Consider the following 24302-nt stretch of genomic DNA (forward strand, 5'->3'; position numbering starts at 1 on the left):
TCACAGAGTAAGGAAGCCGTCGTAGAGGCCGTACGCCGCGATCAGTGCGCCGATCACGACACCTGCGAAGATGAGCTTCTCGACGTTGGTGAAGATCGGTTGGCCGACTTCACGTTTCGCTTTCGCGAAGAGGATGACGCCTGGTGCGTACAGCAGCGCCGACAGCAGCAGGTATTTCAGGCCGCCGGCATAGATCAGCCAGACGGCGTAGATCACCGAGATGCCCGCGATGATCAGGTCCTTGTTGCGCTCGCTCGCGTCCTGCTCGTAGGTCTCGCCGCGCACCGTCAGCAGCAGCGCATAGGCCGCCGACCAGAAGTACGGGATGAGGATCATCGAGGTGGAGAGCAGCAGCATCTTGGTGTACGGGTCCATGCCGCTGGAGTCGCCCGAGGTGAAGAAGACGATGACCAGGAAGACCTGCACGCAGATGTTGGTCAGCCACAGGGCGTTGGCCGGCACCTGGTTGGCGTTCTCCTTGCGCAGGAACTCCGGCATGGTGTGGTCCTTGGCCGCGGCGAACATGATCTCGGCGCACAGCAGCACCCAGGACAGCAGGGCTCCGAGCAGGGAGATCAACAGGCCGACGCTGATCAGCACCGCGCCCCAGTGGCCGACCACGTGCTCCAGCACCAGCGCCATCGACGGGTTCTGCAGCTTGGCCAGTTCCGGCTGGGTCATCACGCCCATGGACAGCACGTTCACCAGCACCAGCAGCAGCAGCACGGTGATGAAGCCGATGACCGTGGCCTTGCCGACGTCGCTGCGTTTTTCCGCGCGGGAGGAGAAGATGCTCGCGCCTTCGATGCCGATGAACACCCACACGGTGACCAGCATCATGTTGCGCACCTGGTTCATCACGCTGCCCAGGTCGGGATTGCCCAGGCCCCAGATGTCGGTGGTGAAGATGTCCAGCTTGAAGGCGAACAGGCAGATCAGGATGAACAGGAACAGCGGCACTATCTTGGCGATGGTGGTGATGGTGTTGATGAACGCCGCTTCCTTGATCCCGCGCAGCACCAGGAAATGCAGGGCCCATAGCAGCACTGACGCGGCGATGATCGCCGGGATGGTGTCGCCCTTGCCGAAGACCGGGAAGAAGTAGCCCAGGGTGCTGAACAGCAGCATGAAGTAGCCGACGTTGCCCAGCCAGGCGCTGATCCAGTAGCCCCAGGCCGAGGAGAAGCCCATGTAGTCACCGAAACCGGCCTTGGCGTAGGCATACACACCGCCGTCGAGGTTTGGCTTGCGGTTGGCGAGGGTCTGGAAGACGAAGGCCAGGGTCAGCATGCCGACCGCGGTGATGGCCCAACCGATGAGAATGGCGCCGACGTCTGCACTGGCGGCCATGTTTTGCGGGAGAGAGAAGATACCCCCGCCGACCATGGATCCGACGACGAGAGCGGTGAGTGCCCCAAGTCGTAGTTTTTGGCTGCTTTCTTGCGACATTTTCGGAATCTCCCTATAGGAGTTGGAGAGTGTAGTCATTAGGCGCCGACTGTCAGGGAACCCCCCTGACCTAAATCAATAGCCTGCTAACAAATGTTTCCAACTACGTAGCGGTGCCGGTCCGCTTGAGAGCAACGATAGGAGAGGTTTGCCGTTATCGCCTGATTTAGAGGGGATCCATGTGAAATCTGGATGGCGTTTCGGTGACCGTCAGGCTTTCTATTGATTGCGTGAATGGATTCCCGCGTCGGGGCATCGGTCGGGAAAATCTGTCAGAACTTGTTGCAGGCTTCAGGTAGGCAGAAAAAAGCCCGGCATGGCCGGGCTGCTTTCTATAAGAAGGTGCCCATACAGGGTCGCTGCACAGGCGGCGCGCCCACCGTGTGGAGGGGCGCAGGGCCGGGTGGCCGAAGGGACACCGCCGGGCTTGTGGCCCGACGGGCGCCACGGCGCGGAGCCGGGGCGAGAAGGATGCGCAAGGCATCGGGGAGGCGTATCGCAAGCTCCGTGCCATACGCGAGGTGCGCTGGAGCGCCCATGTTGCCTGGGGCTCAGCGGGCGGGTAGGGCCGGAGTCGGCAAGATTCCGCTTATGCGTCGGCTTCTTCGGCGGGATTTCCGCCAGTGCCGCCATGGACTACTGTCCGGGTTTTCTGGCGACCAGGAAGAACTGTTTACCCATGACTGGCCAGGCCCAGGGGCACTTCAGGTAAAGCTTGACCAGAAGAGGGTGGGTTGGAAGTTTTCCCTGGGTGGTATAGGGCAGGAAGCGGGGAGTGTTGACCTCGATCTGGAAGCCAGCAAGCTTCAGCGCTTCGGCGAGGGACAGGTGGGTCAGTCCCAGGTGGTGGTCATAGAAGTCCCAGTACTCACCCGGGAGGTAGCGCAGGTTGGGGCCCAGAATCAGATAGCGGCCGCCGGGCCTCAGTGTCATGAGGACTTGCTCGAGGAAGATGTCCAGGGACTTCTTGTCTGGCAGATGTTCGAGGAAGTTCGACGTGAAGATTACGTTAGCCGAACTCTCCCCGATATTGGAGAGCTGGGTGGCTGACTCCTGATGGAAGATTATGCCTCTCTCCAGCTTGAATCGGGTGTCAGGATTGAGGTCCACCCCAATCCTGCGCCTGGCCTGGATATTGTTGATGAACTCTCCGTAGCCGCAGGCCACATCTACCACCGTATCCTCCGGAGCAACCCAGCGTTGTAGGAAGTCCCGGGTCAGAACCTTCCAGATTTCATTCTTTCTCTGCAGCTCTTTTTCCGGAAAGCGTATGCGATAGAGGCTCGAGAGTTCTTCCTGCTGGGTTCTCACGCTCTTCTCCTGGATGGGGCTTACCAAAGGTGAAGAACTTATAGATCAGGAATGTGGCGAAAGCCGGTACCGTCAACGATATTGCATGGGCGAGTCCATCCGCCATGGACTCCATCCCGGCATGGATGAACACTTGGCGTAGCGCCAATGCCGCTATCCAGACGACCGGAAGGAAGGCGACATTGACCAGCAGGAACTCCCGAGCCTGCACGACCATTGGTCGGGGAGAGCCAGGGAAGACGAATCGGCGGTTGAGCAGGAAGGCCACGCTGATGCCCATCAGATAGGCCAGCACGACCGACAACGAATAGTTCAACTCGAAGCTCAGGAGGTAGCGCGTGAACCAGTTCGCCAACGCGGCGGTAACGCCTACGCCGACGAAGGTCAGGAACTGTACGGAAAAGAAATGCCTGATCATTTCTCCGCCGCCTGCCTGGCCATCTTGCGGCCGAAGTCGATGCTCTCCGAGATGCCACGGTCTTCCGGGTAATAGTAGGAGGTGTCCGCCGCCCACAAACCGCGCACCGGCAGCTCCATCGGCGGCAGGTGCTCCAGGTAGCCCGGGTCGCAGATCGGCTGGGCATAGCGGTAGCGGCTGGCGCGCATCTCCAGGAAGTCGGCGTCGGTGAGCTGCGGGTTGATCTTCTGCAGGTAGCGTTTCACCTTGTCGAGGAAAGCCTGGTCCGGCTCCTGGAACTTGGGATGTTCGCCGGGCATGTAGAAGGGGACGTAGACGATATGCTCGTCCAGCGGACGCAGGTTGCTGTATTCCACCAGGCCGGGGATGTCCATTTCCGGGTCGTTGGTGTTGAGCCAGAAGTTCTCGGTTACCGCCTTGCGCAGCTTGGCGATCACGCAGACCACAGCGATGTTTTTCACCGAGCGGAAGGCGTCGAGTGTCGCTGCCGGCAGATCCGGCATTAGCCGTGGCACATAAGGCAGCGGGATGGTACTGACGACCTTGTCGAAGGTATGCAACTCGCCGCCGGCCTCTACGCCACTGACCTTGCCGTCCTCGATCACGACCTTGCTTGCCGGCGTGCCCAGGCGGAACTCGCCGCCATGTTGCTGGATGTAGTCGCGCAGGCCATGCAGCAAGGTTTCCGAGCCGCCTTCGAGATAACCCAGCTTCTCCTTGAACAGGTTGTAGCGAGAGCGGCCGATGCGGCGGATGCGGCTCCAGATCCAGGCCGCCGAGAGGTTGTCCGAATAGTCGTAGAACTTGTAGTCGAACAGTCGGCGCCAGAGCACCTCGTAGGCTTCGGCACCTACCCAGCGCTTGATCCAGCCGGTCGCCTCGACGTGGTCCAGCGGACGCCAGTCGTTGCGCTTGGTGGACAGGAAGGCGTGCAGGCCGTAGCGGAACTTGGCGATCAAGCCCAGGCCGGAGAATTTCAGCAAGGCGAACGGGTTACCCCAGGCCTGCACCTTGTCCTGGTACCAATAGCCCATCCTGGTTTCCACCCAGCGCATCCTGTCGGCCAGGCCGAGTTCGTCCAGCACCTTGAGGAAGGCGTGGTCGGAGATGCAGTGGAAGTGGTAGTAACGCTCGATCGACAGGCCGCCGAAGTCGAAATGGGCGGTCATGCCGCCGACCCGATCGTCGGCCTCGAAGATCACCGGGCGATGGCCGTCCCTGACCAGTTGATAGGCGACCGCCAGGCCCATGGGGCCTGCGCCGAGCACGGCGATGCGTTGATTGTCCTTCATCAGAATTCCAGTACGACCTTGCTGTAGGTGGGGTGCTTGAAGGTTTCCTCCACGGCCTTGGCGAAAGGCGTGGGGCGGACCCGGAAGATACCCGGCCAATCGATGACTTCAAACTCGTCGCGGGCTACCAGGGCCTTGAGCTGATCGGCGGTGAAGGGCGGGTTCTTGTCGAACAGGGCCCAGATCTTCAGCAACACGTAGAACAGCCCGTAGGGAATCTTCAGCAGCAGGCACTTAGCGCCGGTGGTGTTGCGGATGGTGCGGATGATGTCGATGTAGTCGATCTCTTCCAGACCGGTGATGTTGTACACCTGGCCGGCGATGCGCGACTCGATGCAGCTGACGATGATGCTGCTGAAGTCGCCGGCGTACAGCGGCTGGCGCATGTAGCGGCCGTCGCCGGGGATCGGGAATACCGGCACCTTCTGCATGAAGCGCGACAGCCAGCCCAGGTGCTTGCGGTCGAACCAGCCGAACATCAGGGTTGGGCGCAGTACCACGCAGTTGATTCCACTCTGCAGGACGATGCGCTCCTGTTCCTTCTTGGTGTTGGCGTAGTGGTCGTCGGCGACCGATTCCACCACCGAGGAACTGATGTGCACCGTGTACGGGATTTCATAGCGCTTGATCAGCTCGAGGATGCGTTCGGTCGAGGTGATGTTGTTGCGTACGAAGGGCTCGGGGTTTGGGTCGCCGATCTGGGCCTGCAGCATGACCACGGTATCCGCACCCTCGAAGTGTTTTTCCCAGTCGTCGCTCTCGGCGAGGTCGGCATATTCGATGGTCAGCTCGGGGTGCAGGCTACGCAGGATGTCCAGGTTGGCCCGGTGTTTGTCGAGGATCACTAGGTTGGTGTAACCGCGCTCCTTGAGCTGGGCGACCAGGTTCTGGCCGACAAGGCCGGCTCCGCCGGGGAGGACGATCTTTTTGTCAGCACTCGAAGGGCTCATCTGCGGTTGTCTCTTTCCTTGGACTGAAACGATTTTTGGGGGGAAGCGCACATGATATGAGGGACCGAACAATCCAGTTGATCACGATCCTGTGCTGCAGGCGCCGGTACCGTTCATGATCGCCGGCAATCTGCAGCTCCTGCCGTCAGGCACTTGGGCTGTAGGGGTTCATAGATGGATTTTCTTGAAGATGAAGGTAGGTATGTTGCGAATGAGCAACATGATCGGCGACCAGAACCAGGGCGTGTAGATCGAATTGCAGCGCTTGTCGATGGCCTGGGTAATGTCCCTGGCGACTTGGCCTGGGGTGGCAAGCAGCGCCTTGGGAAGCGACAGCCCCTGTGTCATGGGGGTGTCGACGAAACCCGGCTTGATGGTCAATACCTGTACGCCGACCTTGTACAGACGTGCACGCAAGCCTTCGCAGAAGGTGCTCACAGCAGCCTTGGCCGTACCATACAGGTAATTGGAGGGGCGACCTCGGTCACCGGCCACAGAGGAAATCACCGCAATGGTTCCGGTTCGTTGTTCCTCCATGCGGTTGGCCAGGCGCGTCAGAAGGGCGATCACGCTCAGACCATTGCTCGATAACTCGTACAGGGCGAGATCAAGGTCGCGCTCGCACGCGGCTTGATCCGGCAAGGTGCCGTGGGCGATCAGGCAGATGTCCACCCTGCCCAGGCTGTCGAAAGCCTTGGCGAGCATGGTCTCGTGATCGGTGAGGTGGTTCAGGTCCAACTCGTAAGTCTTGACCTCTGCGGCGCCACGGGCGCCAAGATCGGCAGAGACCTGCTCGAGTTTTTCGGCGTTGCGTGCCACCAGGAAGAACCGGGCGCTCTCCGCGGCCCAGGTCCGAGCACAGGCGGTGGCAATGGCGGAGTTGGCTCCGACGATCAGGATGTTCTTCATGCTTGGGTCACACGTTTCCAGAAGAGGGATAAAAGTGGCGGGTCGCGCAGTGCTTCGACTTGCTGCCAGGCAGGATAGAAGGTGCGGAAATCCTCACCCGACATGTGCGCGTCCTTCGCCGGGTAGAGACGCCCGCCTGCGGTTCTGACGATCTGGTCGAGGCGGCGGAACAACCCTGAATCCAGGCGCTGCTGTTGGGGAAAGTCCAAGGCCAGGGAGACACCGGGCATTGGGAACGACATCAGCCCCGGTGAGGGGACATCGCCGCAGCGCTTCATCACTGCTAGGAAGGAGCCGCTGCCGCTGGCCGCGATGGCGGCCAGCATGTCCGTCATCGCGGGCTCGGCGACAGCGTCGGGAATCACGCATTGGTACTGCTGAAACCCCTTGCGCCCGTATATGCGGTTCCAGTGCAGGATGCTGTCCAGTGGGTAGAAGAAGGGGGCGTAGCTACCCTGGGCGGCGTGCCGCCCGGGCTTGTGCAGGTGGTAGTAGGCGTTGTTGAACAGACACAGGCTGAGGCTATTTATCAGGGTGACTGGCGGGGTCAGCGGAACGCTCAGACGCGTCTGTCCATCGACTTCCAGAGCGCCTTGTCGGGCGTGATTGCCCACCGAGAACACGCCGCGCCCAGCGGCACTGCCCTTGGCCAGGCAGTCGATCCAGGCCACAGTGTATTCATGGGTCTTGTCGAACTCGTCCGACAGCCTGAAGAACTCGCCCAGGGAGTCGAAGCGCACAGTGAGGCTGTCGATCCGGCTAGAGGTGATAGGCATCAGTTGCAACTCGACCCAGGCGATGACGCCAGTCAGACCAAGGCCGCCGATGCTGGCGTGGAAGAGTTCGGGGTTTTCCGCGGCGCTGCATTCCAGTGGGGCAGCCTGGTCCGAACGGACCAGGGAGAAACGGTGTACATGGTTGCCAAAGGTCCCGCGGACGTGGTGGTTCTTGCCATGCACGTCGTTGGCCACCGCACCACCGAGGGTGACGAACTGGGTTCCTGGGGTGACCGGCAGGAACCAGCCGCGGGGAATGGCTACCGCCAGCAGTTCGGCGAGGATCACTCCCGCCTCAGCGCGGATCAGCCCTCGCTCCCAGTCGGCAGCCAGCAAGCGATCCAGTTGGCGTGTTTGCAGCAGTTCGCCGCTGACCGCCAGGCAACTATCGCCATAGCTGCGGCCATTGCCGTAGGGCAGTGTTCCCGCGGTGTTGGTTGCCAGCCGCTGGAGCAGCGGTGGTAGCTCATCACGCCAGATGCAGGGATGCAGTTGCTGGGGGGCATATGGATAGCGCCCCCAGGATGCCAGTTCGCGGGCCATCAGCTGGCCACCCAGAAGATCAACGCGAAGCAGATACCGATCAGCAGGCTGGTGCGGTCCTTGATGGCGAAGATTACCGGATCGTCATGCATGAGACCCCGGTGGGTCAGCATCCATGTCCGGGTGATCCAGTAAAGCAACAAAGGGCAGGCCAGCCAGATCAACTGCGGATAGTGGTACATCGCCGCTGTGGTGCCCTCCTGGATGTACAGTGCCAGAACCATTACCGACAGATAGCCGGACGAAGCTCCCAGCGAAGAAACCATTTCCAGGTCATCCGGGTAGTAGCCTCGGCCTCGAGTTTTCTGGTTCTTGCCCTTCAGTCGCGCCTCGCGCAGTTCGGCATAGCGCTTGACCAGGGCTAGGCTGAGGAAGATGAACATAGAAAATGCCAACATCCAGAAAGTCAGCTTCACCCCGAAGGCGAAGGTCCCGGCGATGATGCGCGAGGTGTAGAGCATGGCCAGGACCAGTACGTCGACCGCCATCCGGCGTTTCAGCCAGAAGGAATAGCCCAGTGTGAGTAGGTAATAGGCCAGGAGCATCAGGCTGAACTTCCATGGCAGCAGCAACAGGGCACCGCTGGATCCGGCCAGAAGCAGTATCGGGAAAGCCAGCATGCCGCTCTGGATGGATAGTGCGCCACTCGCGAAAGGACGCAGGGATTTGCTCGGGTGATGGCGGTCGTCTTCAAGGTCTAGCAGGTCGTTCAGCAGATAGACGCTTGACGCGCACAGGCCGAAGAATAGGAATGCCAAGAGACCGTTGAGCAGTAACTGGGGTTCGAGCAGACGATGGCTGGCGAGCAAGGGGACGAAGATCAGCGCGTTTTTTGCCCATTGGTGTATGCGCAAGGCCTGGGTCCAGGTACGGACGACCTGGACGTCATGCTCGAACTCTTCCTCGACATTGCCATGACTGTGGGCACGCTGGCTGATCTTGCCCGTAGAGTTGACCACGTAGGCGCGGCGAGCTGCCTGCCAGACTGGTAAGTCATCGCTGGAGTTGCCCGCATAGTCGAAACCTCGTATGCCGAACTCGGCGACCAATGCATCGCGCTTGCGTTGTGCTGAGAGGTTGATGTTTTCGTCGCTGGCCATGACCTGGTCGAACAGGCCAAGGTGCTCGGCGATCTGCTCGGCATAGCTGCGATGACTGGCAGTCGCTAGGACGATGCGGTTCCCCTCCTGTTTCTTCCGCCGGATCAGTTCGAGGACCGCATCGTTGTAGGGCAGGACTGAGACGTCCAGCGGTGCCGATCGGGCCAGTCGGCTCTTGAGGTTGGCCTTGCCGCCAGCCAGCCAGCCGATAGGGGACAAGGCTTTCAAGGGGTTCCGCTTGAGGAAGCACAGTCCGGACTCAAGGAGGAGGTCGCTGTGGATAAGGGTGCCGTCAAGATCGACGACCAAGGGGGCTGACACTTACGGCTACCTCGGCGAGTCCATGAGAAAGAGTCAATCCAGCACGATGCTTTTACATTCTTGTAGATGCGCAGGCATTGGATACTAACTGCAGCGTTCCAGAAGAAAAAGCCGATGCCTGATGGCAACTCCGTCAGTCCTCCGTTGTGCCGCCTTCAGGTTGGTTGAACAGCAGCCCGTGCTTGCGCAACTTGTCGTGCAGAGTCTTGCGCGGCACGCCCAGCGCCTCGGACAGGCTGCGCAGCGAAGTGTGCTGGTTGGCTATTTCTGCAGCGATCAAGGCGCGTTCGAAGGCTTCCACCTGCTCGTTCAGCGAACCGCCGAGTGTCTGGGTGGGAGCGTTGGCCTGGTATTCGTCAAGGCCAAGGTCCAGGCCCAGGGCGAAGCGTTCGGCGACGTTCTGCAGTTCGCGCACATTGCCCGGCCAGCTGTGCCCCAGCAGTTGCGCGCGTTGCGCGGGGGAAAGGGTACGGGCCGCACTGCCGTGGCGCTGCGCGGCGCGCTCGGCGAAGTGCTGGAACAGCAGCAGGATGTCCTCGCCGCGCTCGCGCAAAGGCGGAATACGCAGGCTGGCGACGTTCAGGCGGTAATAGAGGTCGGCGCGGAAGCGGCCGTCGTCGGCGGCCAGGCGCAGGTCTTCCTTGGTCGCGGCGATGATGCGGATATCCAGCGGGATCAACTGGTTCGAGCCCAGGCGCTCGACCACCCGTTCCTGCAGCAGGCGCAGCAGCTTGACCTGGACGTCCAGGCTCATGCTCTCGATCTCGTCGAGGAACAGGGTGCCGCCGTTGGCGAACTCGAACTTGCCGATGCGGCGCTTTTGCGCGCCGGTGAAGGCGCCTTGCTCGTGGCCGAACAGCTCGCTTTCCACCACCGACTCGGCCAGGGCGCCGGCATTGATGGCGACGAAGGGCCCGTTGCGCCGGCCGGAAAGGTCGTGCAGTGCACGGGCCACCACCTCCTTGCCGGAGCCGGTCTCGCCGAGGATCAGCACATCGGCCTGCAGCCCGGCCAAGGCAGCCACTTGCTCTTGCAAGCGCTGCATGCCGGCCGATTGGCCGACCAGGCGCCCGCGCACTTCCTTGCGTTCGGCCAGGGCCATGCGCAGGCTGCGGTTTTCCAGGACCAGTCGGCGCACCTCCAGGGCGCGGCGCACGCTGTCGAGCAGGGCATCGCTGGGGAAGGGCTTCTCGAGGAAGTCGTAGGCGCCGGCACGCATGGCCTTGACCGCCAGGGGGACGTCGCCGTGCCCGGTGATCAGGATCACCGGCAGGTCCGGGTCCTGGGCGTGCAGTTGTTCCAGCAGTTGCAGGCCGTCGACGCCGGGCATGCGGATATCGCTCACCACCACGCCCGGCCAGTCGCGCGCGAGGCTGGCGTCCAGCTCCCGGGCATCGCCCAGGCTGGTGGCGCGGAAGCCAGCGAGGTCGAGTGTCTGGCCCAGCGCCTGGCGCAGGTGTGGGTCATCGTCGATCAGCAGGACCTGGGTATCGGCTGCGAATGCGGCGCTGCTCGTCATGCGCGGGTTTCCTCCTGGGGCGTCGGCATCACGCCGGGGATGCCCGGCAACAGGTGCAATTGTACGAGAGCGCCGCCTTCGGGGTGATTTCCCAGTTCCAGGCGGCCGCCGAGGGCGCGCAGCAGGGTGTCGCAGATGGCCAGGCCAAGGCCCAGGCCCTTGGCGCTGGTCTTGGTGGTGAAGAAGGGTTCGCGGGCGTGGGCCAGGGCCTGTTCGGAGAACCCCGGGCCGTTGTCGCGCAGGTACAGGACGATGCCGTCCGGCTTCTGCTCGGCGGTGAGCCAGAGGCGCCGTGGCGGGGCCTTCTCGCTGAGGGCGTCGAGCGCGTTGGAGAGCAGGTTGGCGAGAATCTGCCGCAGGCGCGTTTCCCCGGCCTGCACCCAGATCGGCGCGTCGGGCAGGTCGCGCTGCAGTTCGACGTTCATCGCCTGGCGCCGGCTGGCTACCAGCGCCAAGGCATCGTTGATCGCAGGCTGCAGTGCGACGTTCTCCGGCGCGCGCCGGGCACCGCGAGCGTAGGCCTTGAGATGGGCGATGATCGAGGCCATGCGCTCGGTCAGCGAGCTGATCTGATCGAGATTACCGCGGGCGTCGTCGAGGCGCTGGTGGTCGAGCAGCACCCGGGCGTTGTCGGCATAGCTGCGGATGGCGGCGAGCGGCTGGTTGAGCTCGTGGCTGATGCTCGCCGACATGGTTCCCAATGCAGTCAGCTTGCCAGCCTGGACCACTTCGTCCTGGGCGTGCATCAACTCGCGTTGGGCCTGCTCGCGGTCATGCACCTCCTGCTGCAGACGGGCGTTGGCGCCTTCCAGTTCCTGGGTACGCTCCAACACGCGCATCTCCAACTGGCGCTTGGCCTGGGCCTCAAGGGCGATGCGCTCGAGATAGTGACGGCGGCTGATGCTCAGCAGGGCGAGCAACAGCAGCAGGGTCATGAGGGTCGCGCCGCCTATCAGCAGCACGCTGCGTACTGGCCGGTCGATCTGCGCCTTCGGCGTATAGATGCTCACCGTCCAGCCGGTTTCCGGAAGTTCGCGGCTGAGGCTGATCCAGCGTTTCTCATTGATTCGCAGCGGCTTGGGATCGAGCACCGGATAGGGAATGTTCTCGGCGATCTCACGCCGCTTGGCCGGCGACAGCGGACGGCTGGCATGGAAACGCCAGGCGCTGTTGGAGGAAAGGATGACCACGCCATTGCTGTCGGTGACCAGCAGTTGCTCCGGAGTATTGCCCCAGAGCTGTTCCATGTGTTCCAGGTCCAGCTTGACCACCAGCACGCCCAGCAGCCGGGGGCCATCTCGCACTTCGCTGGCGAAATAGTAGCCACGGCGGTTGGAAGTGGTGCCCAGGCCGAAGAAGCGCGCCGGTTTACCCTGGATCGCGTCCTTGTAATAGGGGCGGAAGGCGAAGTTGCGGCCGACGAAGCTGTCCGGCTGGTCCCAGTTGGAGGCGGCCTGGGTCAGCCCGTCGGGACGCATCAGGTAGATGACGTCGGCGCCGGTGCGCTGGCGGATCTCCGCCAGGCGGGCGTTCGCCGTGTCCCGGGTTTCCAGGTCTTCGGTCTGCCGCAGGGGGGCCCGCAGTGCCGGCAGCTCGCTGAGGATCGGCGGCAGATCCTCGTAGCGACGCAGCGTGCCGAGCAGGTTGCCGACGTAGAGGTCGAGGGTCTGCTGGTTCTGCTTGGCCAGTTGGTCGTTGTAGTAGCGCTCGGCGAAGTGGTGGAGGGGCCAGAGGAGCAGTGCTAAAAGGCCGGCCAATATGGCCAGTGCACGCCATCGGGACAGGTAGTGGCTCAATGTGATTGCCATCGTGTAAAGACTTCTGCCCTCGTGCCGCAAATTTTTCCTAGTACAGCGTAGTGAGAATGTTAATGACGAACTAGCCTAGGACGATAGAGTTCTATTAATGAATCAGTCGGATTTCGTCATTCTCTATGCGCAATTCCTTTCTGAACTGACAGATTTCCAGTTGGCCGTTCGTAACTCTTGCAACCCCAACTTTATACTCATGTGCACCTGTGGGATATCTCATGATAAGGCCGAAGCCCACGGTGCCAAGGTCGGGGCGGTGATAGTAGTCGCTTACATCTGGGCGGGGGAACTGCACGGCTTCATTGAATGTCGAAACTCCACTCTCATTCGTGAGCGTTATATAGACAACGTCTGGAATGCTGTGCTGCATCGAGTCATTCATGGTCCAGCCACCGACATATAGACCTCCAGAAATAATAGGACTGGTCGGTCTGGCATAATCCAGGCTGCCGATGCACGAGGGGAATTTGGCATCTTGATTGGTGTGCGGAAGTCTCTTTTCGGGTAGTGCTATGTAGCACTCTGATAGCTCAGATACCTTCCAGCCCTTTTCTGTTGCCCAACTCATGAGTTCTGCAGGTGTTGTTTTTGTTGTCTTCGGGCAAACAACTATGGCGCCAAGCTTTGATGTTCCTAAGTATTTTTCAGGGAATTTTAGTACTTTCTCGTGCTCATACAGCCACTCTGGTACTGTCAGTGATTTTCTTTGGGAGAGAAAAGAAATTGCAGAGCTCCAGTCCTTACCGAAAATCACTGCGCTTTCATTGCTGTCTGTGTTGCCTTTTATGGCGCTGGCTATCAGGCGGTCTTCAGTTTCTGGCCCGAAAGTAGCTAGGGTTCTTTGATAGTAGTTTCCACTGTATTGCAAATAGTTATTGGTAATGATGAATAGTAGGATGAAAGAAATCAGGCTGGGTTTCGATATCTCTTCGAGTCCATAGGCTAGTGCTATCGAGACTGAGAATATAAGGAATACGGTATTTGCTGTTTGATAATAGTCATGGATTATATGAAGGTTGGTGAATATGAGGAACGGAGCCAGACCGAGGGCGAGCGATGCAGCTATTACCAACTTTGCTTTGGGTGGAGTGAAAGATAACCCGCCGAGTACCACTGATAGCCCTAGAAAACCACCGAGGTTTCCATTGAGCGTTCTTTGCCATATTACATTGACATACAAGTCTGAGGAGAAACGCTGCCAGATCGTACCCCAGTTCCACTTGCTTAGGGCACTAGATGTCAGTTGTTGCCCCATAGGGCTTCTCAGCTTTATGAGGTCAGTGTAATGTGTCCAGGCAATGCAGACTATGAGTGGCACGGCAAACAGTATCACCAAGTGCAGGATGTTTCTTCTTGAAAGAAGTGTAGAGAAGTTTTTCGAGTATTGCAGTTCTATCAGCAAGAGTATGGCGCATAAAGTGGCCAGCGTAGGTAGGGCCGTAGTTGCTTTCTGTAGTGCTGATATTGAAACTATTAAAGAAAAAATTAGAGCGTTTTCGATGCTTCTGGTTTGCAGATATTTTATGAAATAGTAGATTGCTAGTATGGAAAAGAATAGCGCGGTGGTTTCTATCATGAAGGTCCTGCCCCAGAATAGATAAATGGGGCTGGATAGGAAAAGGCTAGTAAATATGTATATCGTGGTCTTTGGGAGTTTAAGTGTCCTGCAAATAGCCCAGGTAGGTATTATGCAAAGTAATAGGAATGCATAAGAGACAATTCGGCCGGTTCCTATAAGGCTAAGACTCAGCGTCTTCGATATCACTGAAACGATGATCTGATAGATAGGAAATTCGAACGGAACAGACCACGGGGCTCCGGCTACAGGCGTCTCATAGGCCAGTTGGAAGCCGTCCTTGATGAACCAGTAAGATGTCAATGCGGTTTGTGTCTGTCTGAATGCATGCGCTTCAAGTGGTAGCTGATCGGCGTAATAGAGAGCAATGAAGCATGAAAACGCAAGAATGGCCAGGCTGAGCAGCTTCAATATCTGGAGTTGTGTCTGCAGAGAGAGAAGTGTGCGTTGGATCATTGAGTGCTGCTTCTTTTGACTCGTGCTCTTCATGGTATTTCACTTTTTTAGTGTGACGTCCTTGTGTTGACGCAGCCAATAATTTATTTCCACAGCCTTGGACTTTTATTTTTTCCACCGCGAAGAGCTTTCACTGCTGGTGCGGTGGCCTTCGGAGTGGCTGGCTGCCCATCCTGCTAGCCGCGGAGTTACCTGAATAGACGGCTGCCAAATCGCCAGGCTCTCGATGATTTAATTGCCAAAAGCTCTTCTCCTGATTGTGCTATTTTGCTTTCTAGCTTTAGTCGTTCGTCTTCGAAGCCTGACTTCAGCTCAGAGACGGCCTGATGCATATCTTCCAGTTGTGTATGAAGAGAGGCGTTTTCTGATTCGAGCCATTTGATCTGGGATATGTAGGTTTCCGCAAGACTTTCAACTTCTTGGAGGTGTGCCAGCAAAGGCCTTGTCAAGTCTTGGGCATGATCCAGATAGGAGGGCAGGATATGCTGATACCAGTCGTTGAACGGGATAGGGGCACAGGGTATCGACGATACGAAAGACATGAAGTCAGCCTCCTGTCGAGCAAACTCCTCGTAGTCGCTTTGTAGAAAATCCTTGCCGAGATGAGCAAAGACGCATTCGAATAATCTACCTTGCTGCAACCACCTCGGCTCTTGCGGGACGGCAAAGCTGGATATCATTCTTATTAACGTAGTCAGGGCTCGGAAAGTCAGATAGGCAACGGAGATATCACCATCGTATTCCCACTCGCGATCAATTATCTGAACCTGCTTTCCCTGTACAAGGATATTCTGTGGGATAAGGTCTATGTGCTTTCCTGATACGCTCATGGACAAGTCGATAGCCGTATCGGTGCTTGGAATTGCACCTGATTCGTACAGGCAAATCGAGAGATAGCGCCTCATGTAGGCTGCTACGCTTTTGGCTGTCCACGTTGGTCGCTGGAGTTCACGAATGAATTCGGTGCTTAACGCTTCCCCAGGAAAGTATGCTTCCTCGGGGAGCTTATGCATAAATCTCGTGGGCGCTTGTCTTAGTGCCGCTTCCGGATTTATCAGGCTATTTCGAGCTAGGACGTCTCCGCTCGGTGTTTTTATGAACTCAACAGATTTGCAAAAAGCGGGTTGCCGATTCGTGGAATAATGGCTAGCTAGGATATCGCTTTCAAAAAAAATTCTCGAGCCAGCTTCTTCGCTGGAGGCTGCTATTAGGAAAGAGTTGGAGAGTTCGGGCAAAAGCCGGTTTTTTCCAATCTCCCTCCAAGTACACTCAAGCGAGAAATTTACTTGTCTGGAGGTGGTTTGAACATCCCGAGATGAAACTTGAGCTGCCAAGGATGATGCGTCAAAATTTGTTTCAGTCGTATGGGCTGCCGGATATATTATGCTGGCTGGAATTTTGTAGTCCGGGAAGGGAAGCGCAGTCTCTATATTTTTGAAGCCGGCTGTAGTCAACTTTTGCCGCAGTGCGACATGACCAAAGGTTTCTACCCCTGGATTTTCGTAAAGACCCTGGATGCCGAGACGAGGAACTCCTAAGTGATCCTCTGGAGCTCCAGCGAGATACTTGAGCCCCAATTGGTTCTCGATGGCGATGATAAGGATTCCATCTGGCTTCAGTAGTTGCTTCACGGATCGAAGCATTGCATTGACGGGATCGTCTGACGGACTGAATTTTCCAGCGTATTCGAGAACCCCGATCAGGGTGATGACGTCGAACTTCGCTGTCGTCCCGAAATTCTCGAACTGGTCATTGACCACAGTGACGTTGGCTAGGTCACGGGTGCGTTGTGCCGCGATAGCGGCTCTGCGCGGGCTACCTTCGATGGCGATGACGTTACCGCCAGCCTCCCCGAGGAAACGGGTGATGGCGCCGCAGCCTGCGCCGATTTCGAGCACTTCTGCACGCAGGAAGCGCTCCAGTGGGCGCAGGAGATTTCCCCGAGCCGAACTCAAGTGATAGGTGGTAGGCCAGTCGGTACAGGCAGCTTGAAGTTCCCGGGAAAAAACCGAAATGTCGTTGGCTTGCGCGATGATTCTATGGATACGGTTTTCGGTTTCGTCACCATCGCTGTAGTCGAAGTCGACAGGCTTTGAGCGAGCCCAAATTCGACTTTCCGGTTGGTAGATGTAGCCGAGTGGTTCCAGCTCTTGAGAAATCTGGCTCATTCTATGCTCATTTTCATGTTGAGGTTCGTCAGGCCAAAGAACCGGGAATCTGTGCCCACCGCGAAATGAATCGAGTCATAGCGTCGATCGTGGGGGACTATGTCTTCGCCGTTCCGCGTCGCAACGCCAAGCGAGATGAAGAAGTCACCTTCGCCCAGAGTGCAGTCGAAACGAACCGTAGCGACAAAGGTGCTGCCAGTAGCGTACTCGGATTTCGTCTCCTCGCATTGCAGCAGCTCGGAATTGCTTCCGGACAGGGTTACACCGTCTTTGGTCTTTATCGTAACGCCGAGAATAGGACGGACCAGGGGACTGAGAATCTTCACTCCTACTTTCAGGATGACCTCGGATCCGTTCCTGACCAAGGTGGGGTATTCGGCTCCATCACTGATCAGGGCGAAGTCGGTGATGATCGCTGAGCCATCACCCCAGCGATACTCGTAGGGGTTGTAGAGTTGCCGGGAGGAGAATACATCGTTGGCGGTATCGACTTGTGAGTAGGTTGGCTCGACAGTGGCTTCCCCTCGGTCAGGGGGCAGTGCAGTTGCAGTGGGCTCGCTGATATCAAGCTTCTCGCGACCAAATAGCAGGTCGAGATAGTTGTTGATGACTTCGCGCGGCTTACCCTGGGTGACGACCGAGCCACTGTCCAGCAGGACCGCGGAAGAGCAGTGGGTAACAACTTGCTCGCTGCTATGGGTGACGAGAAGAATGCTGGTGCCCGAGTCCTTGAGCTTCTTGAGCCTGTCGAAGCATCTGGCTTGGAATTTCGCATCACCAACGGCAAGTGCCTCATCGACGATGAGAATCTCTGGGTCTATTTGTGCCTGCACTGCGAAGGCGAGGCGAACCAACATCCCGCTGGAGTAGGTCTTGACCGGCTGGTCGATGAAGTAGCCGATGTCCGCGAAGCTGGCGATACTGTCGAATCTATCGTCGATTTCTTCCTGCGTCAGTCCCAGCAGGGCGGCATTGAGATAGACGTTTTCACGTCCTGTAAAGTCGGCGTTGAAGCCCGAGCCAAGCTCCAGAAGCGCCGCGACTCGTCCGCTTGTGGTGACGCTGCCGGAGGTGGGAGTGAGGGTGCCTGCGATGATCTGCAGGAGTGTTGACTTGCCGGATCCATTACGTCCCACAATACCGACCGTCTCGCCGCGAGGAACCTCGAAGGAAACGTCTCGAAGCGCCCAGAACTCGCGATAGAGCTTTCGCCTCCCGCGAAGGATCATCTGTTTCAGACGGTCCTGGGGTGAGTCGTAAATGTTGTAGCATTTACTGACGCCTGAAACGATTATCGCGCTGTTAGATGGCATGCTTATATCTTTGAGAGAGTTCGTTTTCTGAGGGCTTGACAGCAGAGGTCAGCTTTTCAGCGACTGACGTAGGCGACGTTTCAGGCGGCTTATGACGTTCTCTGTTCCGGCCGTTTGTGCCGAGTTAGTCGGGGCGCCGTCGGCTCCTGTCACTATATGTCTGATGAAAGCCTGGCGAAGCTCGGCGTCATCCAGCAGGAGGAGTTCTGCATCTGTATTTCCCTGCTTCTCCTGGACATCGACGAACTGGCGGATCATCCAGTAGATCTTGTCATTGCCCTGCAGGTTTACCGAGTTGTAGATGCGCTCGGCGTCGCGCATCCATTGCTGATGGTCGGTGCCGGTATAGAACAGAGAAGATTCCAAGCGGCGCATGCCGCTGGCCAGTACCCAGCATATCTCGAACAGCATCCAGGCTCTGTTGGAGGAAATGGTATTGCTGCCATGAATCCGATATTGCATCAGTGGTGACTCAATGAGCGAGCAGCGGAACTGTTGCACTGCTCTGAACATGAAGTCCCAGTCGTGGGCGAATCGCAGGTTTCGCATGCCACCGATGGTCTTATAGAGATTTCGTGTGAATAACATGTTGCTGGTTGTAGACACGAAATTGGAAACGAACAGATTCAACTCGAAACTATTGGTTCCGGCAAAGGAGTTTTTCAGATCAGCAATCGGCCATGGCAACATGTTCTGCCAGCCTTGTTTCACCCCCAGTGGTTGCCCCTGCTGGTTAATGACTTCGATCCAACTGGTGACCAGTTCACTGTCGTTCGCCCGCATGGCCTCGAGGCAACGCTTCAGGCGATCCGGATGGAAGATATCGTCCGAGTTCAGGATGGCCAGGTAATTTCCAGTGGCCAGGTCCAAGCCCCGGTTTATTGCATTGTGCGCGCCGGCATTGGCCTGCTCGACCAACGTGTAGCGCGGGTCCTTGATCTCCCGCAGGTACTCCAGCGAGTCATCGCTGGAGCCGTCGTCGATGACGATAAGCTCCAGATCTTCGTGGCTCTGGGTCAGGACGCTATCGATAGCTTTGCCGATATAAACTCTGTGGTTGTAGCTGGGAATGACTACCGAAACTTTGTTCATGTCACTTTGCTCCATTGGTCCTTCACCCACCCCCAGGTTTCCGGCAGGCCATCCCTTAGCGGAATGGGAGAGTACTCAATGTGCGTTTTGAGTTTTTCGCTATCTAGGACGTTGTAACCGACATCCATACTGCGAACGGGTTTCCTTTCTAGGATTAGGCTATACCCGGAGGCTTCGACCAGCGGCTGTAAGTGTTTTTCGAGCAAGTCGATGATAGAGGTGCCGGTGCCAGTGCCGATGTTGAATACTTCACCGGAGATCGAAGAGTGGAGCAACTGGACGATTGCCTCGGAAATATCCCGGACGTGGACATAGTCTCGAATAGCTCCGCCATCTCCGAAGACCGCTATCGGTCTCTGGATAAGGGCCGACGCTAGGGCCGTGGCAATGATACCTTGGCCCTTGAAGGGAATCTGCCCCGGACCATAGGCATTGCCTGGGCGAACAATGACTACCGGCAGGCCACGTTGCACGTGGTAGAGGTGAGCAATCTGTTCGATGCTCAACTTCGAGGTGCCGTACAGCGAAATCGGCGCCGTCGTAGCGTTCTCCTTCAGCGGAACACGGGCCTGGGTGTTGCCGTAAACGGTGCCGCCAGAAGAGACGAAGATTAACTTGGCTACATTGGCCCTGAGACATTCCTCCATCAGGTTGATAGAGGGAAGTATGTTCCTCGAATACTCCGCCGCCATATCACAGGTCTGATTGAGCTGCAGGCTGTCGTGAGCCAGGTGGACGACAGCGTCCACTCCCTGAAGCGCGGCCCTTAGCGTCGGTGTATCGGCATAGCTGCCGACGATGTGCCTGATCGATGATGCCTCAGGGGTTGCTGGCGAGTTTCTACCGATGATTAGGACGTCATCGTTTCTGGCTGCCAGACTGCGCGCCAAGTGCCTGCCGATGAAGCCACTCCCTCCGATGAGCAGAACTTTCATGTCGTCGCTTGCTCAAGATAGGGAATGCTCGCCTTATAGAAGCAGTCAATGTACTGCTCGGAAATCTTCTGGCTGGAAAAGCGCTCCATAATCTCCTGCTCGTGCTTGCGCAGATTGCTGCGGTACGCGAAAAGTTTCTCCATCCATGCGCAGAGGCTTGTCAGTCTTTCAGACTCTTGCGCTTCGACGGGGATAGTCATCCCGGCCTGGTAGTCCTGGAGCACCAGGGCGATGTCACCGACGTCGGTGGAGAATACCGGCACAGCGAAGCTGATCACTTCCAACATGGCAATGGGTAGGCCTTCATAAGCGGAGGTGATGATCAGACCGTCGGTCACGGAGGCCAATTCCAACGTATTGGCGACATAGGGAATGCAGATGACATTGGTCAGGCGGTGTTGTCCGATGAAATCATGGCACTGCTGTGCGAGTTCGCCATCGCCGACCAGAACGAATACCTCGTCGGTCAATGCCTGGCGGCTCTGGGCGATTTTCAGAAACTCCACCGGACGTTTCTGGGCGGTGAGCCTGCCGACGAAGGTGAAGATTTTCTTACCTTCAGGAAGGCCGAGCTTCGCTTTGACTTGCTCAGGAGGCAGTGCGTTGTGCTTGTAGTCGATGATTCGCTGAGTGTTGACCGCGGAATAGATAAGGTCGACTTTTTCTTGCTTGATATTCAGGAAGTCAACGAATTTCTGCTCGATCTTCCTGTTGATGGCGATGAAGCGATCGAACGATTGGATACCTGGTTCGTGATATCGGTTGATCCACCCCTCGTTCACGTCGTAGACCTCCTGGTCGACGATGGGGATATCATGGAACAGCGTGCGCAAGTTCTGCGCATTGTCGCAGAGCCAGGGAGAGCCGTTACAGATCCATACCAGGTCGGGTTTCAGCCACTTCTTGAGCTTGAGCAATACGCGAAGGTAATCGTCGTGAACAACGATCTCCGACATTTCGATGAGTCGGGCGCCTGCTTCCTGGAACTGCGATGCCAGGCTGCCTTGTTCCTGGCGCAGCCGCTCCATAGTGATGACGACGAAATCATAGGTCTGCTCGAGCCTGCGGATGATCTCGACGGTATTTCTTTCAACCCCACCGACGGCCACGAAGACTGGAAATACAAAGATGGTCGGTCGGTTCTTGGCGGCTGGGAACAGCGACGAGGGGGTGTAGGAAGTTGCAGTGGGGACTTTTCCCTGCGTTGAGAACAACGAGTTGTGTTCGTTGAAGGACACTCTCGTACCGAACAGTTCGTCCAGCGACGACTTCTGCCATCTGCGCTTCTGGCTCGGTTCCGTACGATAGATCTTTCCCGTGAATGGCGTGCCGTCGAAATTTCCCTGCAGAACCGCCTCCCGCACTCTTTCCGAGAAAACCATCTGGTCTTGCAGACTTGCGTGGATAACGTTCCCATCGTTTTCCAGCCCATAGGAAATCAAGGAGATGTCGACGCGGTTTTCCATCAGCGCGAGCCAAGCGCCCAGCAGGTGATCCCTGTGGGGGAAGTTGGCGAGGGACGAGGGGCGGAAGTAGCAGTTGCCGGGTTGCGCATATTCTTCGGGAGTGAGCTGTCCCTGCTCGGATAACCAAGCTATGGATGCTCTATCGCCCATCAGGTGAGTGAAGTGCTCCTCAAGCGCCGAGCTGTCGGGGTTGCCCCTTTTCAGGATCAGGACCAGCCTCGGGTTGACCGGGGCGTTGGCCGGGCGGGGGGCGCTTGAGGTGCTCTGTGTTCTCGACCTATAGGTTTCGAGTATGCGACGGAACAGGTACCTGGGATCGTTGACCAGCCAATAAAGTACTCGACCAGCCATGCGCTGCAGATGCAGTCGGCGGTTGTTGGTAGGGTTGGGTGTGCTGTTTAGCGCTTCCAGCAACAGCAACTCCTGGAATGCTGCTGGTTGTGTCTGCAAGGCCGGCAGTACGCTTGGATCCTTCAGGACAAGCGCATCCAACAGGTTGTGCGAATCACTTAGTGCAAGCTCCAGATCTTGTGCGGAATGGCTTTCAATCAGTGCCCAGTATTCATTCCAGAGTTCGGAGAAATTCCTTTCCATGGCAATCGATAGGACCTGATCGCTTTTAGCAATGCGCTGGAGCACACCATATTCATACATTGCCCTGAACAATGTACTGTAAATGGTACTCAGGTAGGTTCCGATCAGTTTCTTCACCGAGTTGTTGCCCTGCTCGATGGCTTTCTCCAACGCATTACAGCGCTGGACAAGGGCGTCGAGCCTTTTCTGCCAGCGTTGCTGGCCTGCCCGCGAATTGGCGATGCTCTTGCTGTTGACCAGGGCTTCAAGCGCATCGATGCCCAGTATTTTGCCGACGCCGGGGTGGGCATCACGGAAGACTACCGCCATTCTCCCGGCACATATCTGGCGCTTGCAGAAACCCTCTACGATATAGGGGTGGTAGTGATCACCCTTGGCCTCGGTTGTATAGAATATCTTCATGCCCTTCAGGGACAGGCGGTAGCCGAGTTCTATATCTTCGAAGCCATATTGATCAAAGCGATCATCGAAAATTTTCTTCTCCTGCAGGATCAGGTCCTTGTCGACGCAGATATTGCAGGTGTAGAAGTGTCGGAAATCGACAAATGACTGATCCGGAAGCCGGTTGTAACTGAACTGCTCGTTGCCAATCTCTGTGATGTGCTGCATCAAATGATTGACGGTGAGATTGTTCGCCCAATCGACGACGCCCAATGTGGCAACGTTCTTGCCGAGCGACCTGGCCAGGCGGGCATGCACATTGAGCAACTGAGGGTCCGGGAAGATGTCGTCGCCGATGATGAGTAGACGTTCTCCCTTGGCGGCCTGGATGGCGGTATTTCGTGCTTTGGATGCTCCACCGTGATCATTGCGTAGGACGCGAAGGGGCAGGCCTTCCAACTGCTCGAGGTACTCGACACTGCCATCTTCCGAGCCGTCATCCGAGAAGATGATTTCGTAGGGGAAGGGCGTTTCCCGATCCACCAGGCGCCATGCCTCTATTACGGTAGGTAGCAGCCGGATGCGGTTATATGTGGGGATGATCACACTGATGTAGGGTGATTGATCAGTCCCAGTCCAGGCCTTGGACGATGGAGCTTCTGCTGTCGAATCACGCATCTGTTGGTGATGGTCGCCAATCCACCGCAGGTCAAGCGAAGGGTTCAGATGCCGGCCTTCGTGGCGTCCATGCAGCCAGTAATGCACGAGTGGCGGAACACCGAGGGACGCCACGTCGGGGTAGCGGGTCAGGTAGTAGGCACCATCGAACTCTGCGCAGGGATCTCGCATCTCGCGCCAGCCAATGCTCAGGTAGTGCTTTAACGGGTTGATCCCGGCAGCTTTCACGTCCGGGTTCTGGGCGAGATACCAGTCAGTATCGAAAAGAGGGCTTTTCGCGAGCGCCATCTGCCACTTTAGACGCTCCATTTTACGAGCAAGGCTGTCAGGGAGCGTTTTCAAGAGTCGCATTGTCTTCTTTTCCTAGAAAGTGCACGGCAGTGACCAAGTCTGCTCAGATAACGTCAGCAAAGCCCTTGCGGGTTTTCTGGAACCACCAGAAACCGATCCAGGCTATAACAAGACTGAGAACGTAGTAGGTTCCTAGTTGGCTGAGAGACGGGAGGTTCCCCCATATGAGTACTTGTCGTGATTCTTCGATGATCAACGTCAGCGGGTTGATGTAAAGAAGTGGTCGGTAGGTTTCCGGTATCGCCGAGATGGGATAGAACATCGGCGACAGGAACATCAGCACGGTGGTGATGATCCCTGTGATCTGGGATATGTCGCGAAGGTAGACACCCAAGGCGGCCAGAAACCAGGCCAGGCCCATGGTCAGGATAATCAGCGGCAGCAATACAATGGGAAACAGTACTGCTGTCAGCGGAATATGGCCCTTCAACAGGATTTCTGCGACGAGCAAGACGAACCAGCTTATGCAGGTATGGAAAAGTGCTGCTCCCATGGAAATCCACGGGAGTATTTCAAGAGGAAAAATGACTTTTTTGACGTAGTTGGGGTTCCCGGTAATCAGTGAGGGGGCCCTGTTGAAGCATTCAGCGAACAAGCCGTGAACGATCATCCCGGAAAAGATGATGATGGCGAATTCTCCGGTTTCATGCGGCTCGGTATTACCCCATCTCGACTTGAAGATCACGCCGAAGATGAAGGTATAGACGACGAGCAGTAGGATCGGATTGAAGAACGACCACGCCAGGCCCATGATCGAGCCTCTGTAGCGCCCGATGACTTCGCGAACAGTCATCTTGGCGATGATCGAACGGTTCACCCAGAAGCTGCGAGCCGCTGCGTTCACGCCAGACGGATGGTGGGTGAGAGTGCTCATTTTCCTGCCTCGGCCTGCG

General features: G+C 57.4%; 17 protein-coding genes. All 17 read right to left on the bottom strand.

The genetic code is table 11. The annotated features are described in order from the left end of the window. Complete coding sequence (arcD, locus tag M8R19_RS17760) at positions 1 to 1449, bottom strand: arginine-ornithine antiporter (RefSeq protein ID WP_074980310.1); 1449 nt, start codon at positions 1447 to 1449, stop codon at positions 1 to 3. Between the two features lie 636 nt (positions 1450 to 2085). Next, the gene (locus M8R19_RS17765; protein ID WP_249918459.1) at positions 2086 to 2760 is read right to left on the bottom strand and encodes a class I SAM-dependent methyltransferase; all 675 of its coding nucleotides are present in this window, start codon (positions 2758 to 2760) and stop codon (positions 2086 to 2088) included. Then, entirely contained in the window at positions 2684 to 3178 is a 495-nt protein-coding gene (locus tag M8R19_RS17770; protein WP_249918460.1) for a GtrA family protein, read from the bottom strand. The genes M8R19_RS17765 and M8R19_RS17770 overlap by 77 nt, the downstream gene beginning before the upstream one ends. Further along, entirely contained in the window at positions 3175 to 4470 is a 1296-nt protein-coding gene (locus tag M8R19_RS17775) for an NAD(P)/FAD-dependent oxidoreductase (RefSeq protein ID WP_249918461.1), read from the bottom strand. Before M8R19_RS17775 ends, M8R19_RS17770 begins: the two co-directional genes overlap by 4 nt. Further along, a complete protein-coding gene (locus tag M8R19_RS17780) occupies positions 4470 to 5420 on the bottom strand; it encodes an NAD-dependent epimerase/dehydratase family protein (RefSeq protein WP_249918462.1) in 951 nt (316 codons plus the stop codon). The genes M8R19_RS17775 and M8R19_RS17780 overlap by 1 nt, the downstream gene beginning before the upstream one ends. A 168-nt stretch (positions 5421 to 5588) precedes the next feature. Next, entirely contained in the window at positions 5589 to 6329 is a 741-nt protein-coding gene (locus M8R19_RS17785) for an SDR family oxidoreductase (protein WP_249918463.1), read from the bottom strand. Then, positions 6326 to 7648, bottom strand: a complete 1323-nt coding sequence (locus M8R19_RS17790; RefSeq protein ID WP_249918464.1) for an FAD-binding oxidoreductase — start codon at positions 7646 to 7648, stop codon at positions 6326 to 6328. The genes M8R19_RS17785 and M8R19_RS17790 overlap by 4 nt, the downstream gene beginning before the upstream one ends. Next, positions 7648 to 9069: a UbiA family prenyltransferase gene (locus M8R19_RS17795; protein ID WP_249918465.1), complete on the bottom strand. Its 1422-nt coding sequence runs from the start codon at positions 9067 to 9069 to the stop codon at positions 7648 to 7650. Before M8R19_RS17795 ends, M8R19_RS17790 begins: the two co-directional genes overlap by 1 nt. Positions 9070 to 9202: 133 nt before the next feature. Next, positions 9203 to 10588, bottom strand: a complete 1386-nt coding sequence (locus tag M8R19_RS17800; RefSeq protein WP_249918466.1) for a sigma-54-dependent transcriptional regulator — start codon at positions 10586 to 10588, stop codon at positions 9203 to 9205. Next, positions 10585 to 12396: a sensor histidine kinase gene (locus tag M8R19_RS17805; protein WP_249918467.1), complete on the bottom strand. Its 1812-nt coding sequence runs from the start codon at positions 12394 to 12396 to the stop codon at positions 10585 to 10587. The genes M8R19_RS17800 and M8R19_RS17805 overlap by 4 nt, the downstream gene beginning before the upstream one ends. A 94-nt stretch (positions 12397 to 12490) precedes the next feature. Continuing rightward, positions 12491 to 14464 carry an ArnT family glycosyltransferase gene (locus tag M8R19_RS17810; RefSeq protein WP_249918468.1) on the bottom strand — a complete coding sequence of 658 codons (1974 nt, stop codon included), beginning with the start codon at positions 14462 to 14464 and terminating at the stop codon, positions 12491 to 12493. 155 nt (positions 14465 to 14619) lie between these two features. Then, complete coding sequence (locus M8R19_RS17815) at positions 14620 to 16599, bottom strand: methyltransferase (RefSeq protein ID WP_249918469.1); 1980 nt, start codon at positions 16597 to 16599, stop codon at positions 14620 to 14622. Beyond that, positions 16596 to 17912, bottom strand: coding sequence for an ABC transporter ATP-binding protein (locus M8R19_RS17820; protein ID WP_249918470.1), 1317 nt, complete (start codon positions 17910 to 17912; stop codon positions 16596 to 16598). The genes M8R19_RS17815 and M8R19_RS17820 overlap by 4 nt, the downstream gene beginning before the upstream one ends. Positions 17913 to 17960: 48 nt before the next feature. Then, positions 17961 to 19004, bottom strand: coding sequence for a glycosyltransferase family 2 protein (locus M8R19_RS17825; protein WP_249918471.1), 1044 nt, complete (start codon positions 19002 to 19004; stop codon positions 17961 to 17963). Then, positions 19001 to 19939 carry an NAD-dependent epimerase/dehydratase family protein gene (locus M8R19_RS17830; protein ID WP_249918472.1) on the bottom strand — a complete coding sequence of 313 codons (939 nt, stop codon included), beginning with the start codon at positions 19937 to 19939 and terminating at the stop codon, positions 19001 to 19003. The genes M8R19_RS17825 and M8R19_RS17830 overlap by 4 nt, the downstream gene beginning before the upstream one ends. Next, positions 19936 to 23409 (bottom strand): glycosyltransferase, encoded by a 3474-nt coding sequence (locus M8R19_RS17835; protein ID WP_249918473.1) that lies wholly within the window; start codon positions 23407 to 23409, stop codon positions 19936 to 19938. Before M8R19_RS17835 ends, M8R19_RS17830 begins: the two co-directional genes overlap by 4 nt. Before the next feature lie 43 nt (positions 23410 to 23452). Next, positions 23453 to 24283 carry an ABC transporter permease gene (locus tag M8R19_RS17840; RefSeq protein WP_249918474.1) on the bottom strand — a complete coding sequence of 277 codons (831 nt, stop codon included), beginning with the start codon at positions 24281 to 24283 and terminating at the stop codon, positions 23453 to 23455. Positions 24284 to 24302 lie beyond the last annotated feature (19 nt).

It is taken from the genome of Pseudomonas sp. R3.Fl (assembly GCF_023516765.1).
Lineage (GTDB): Bacteria > Pseudomonadota > Gammaproteobacteria > Pseudomonadales > Pseudomonadaceae > Pseudomonas > Pseudomonas citronellolis.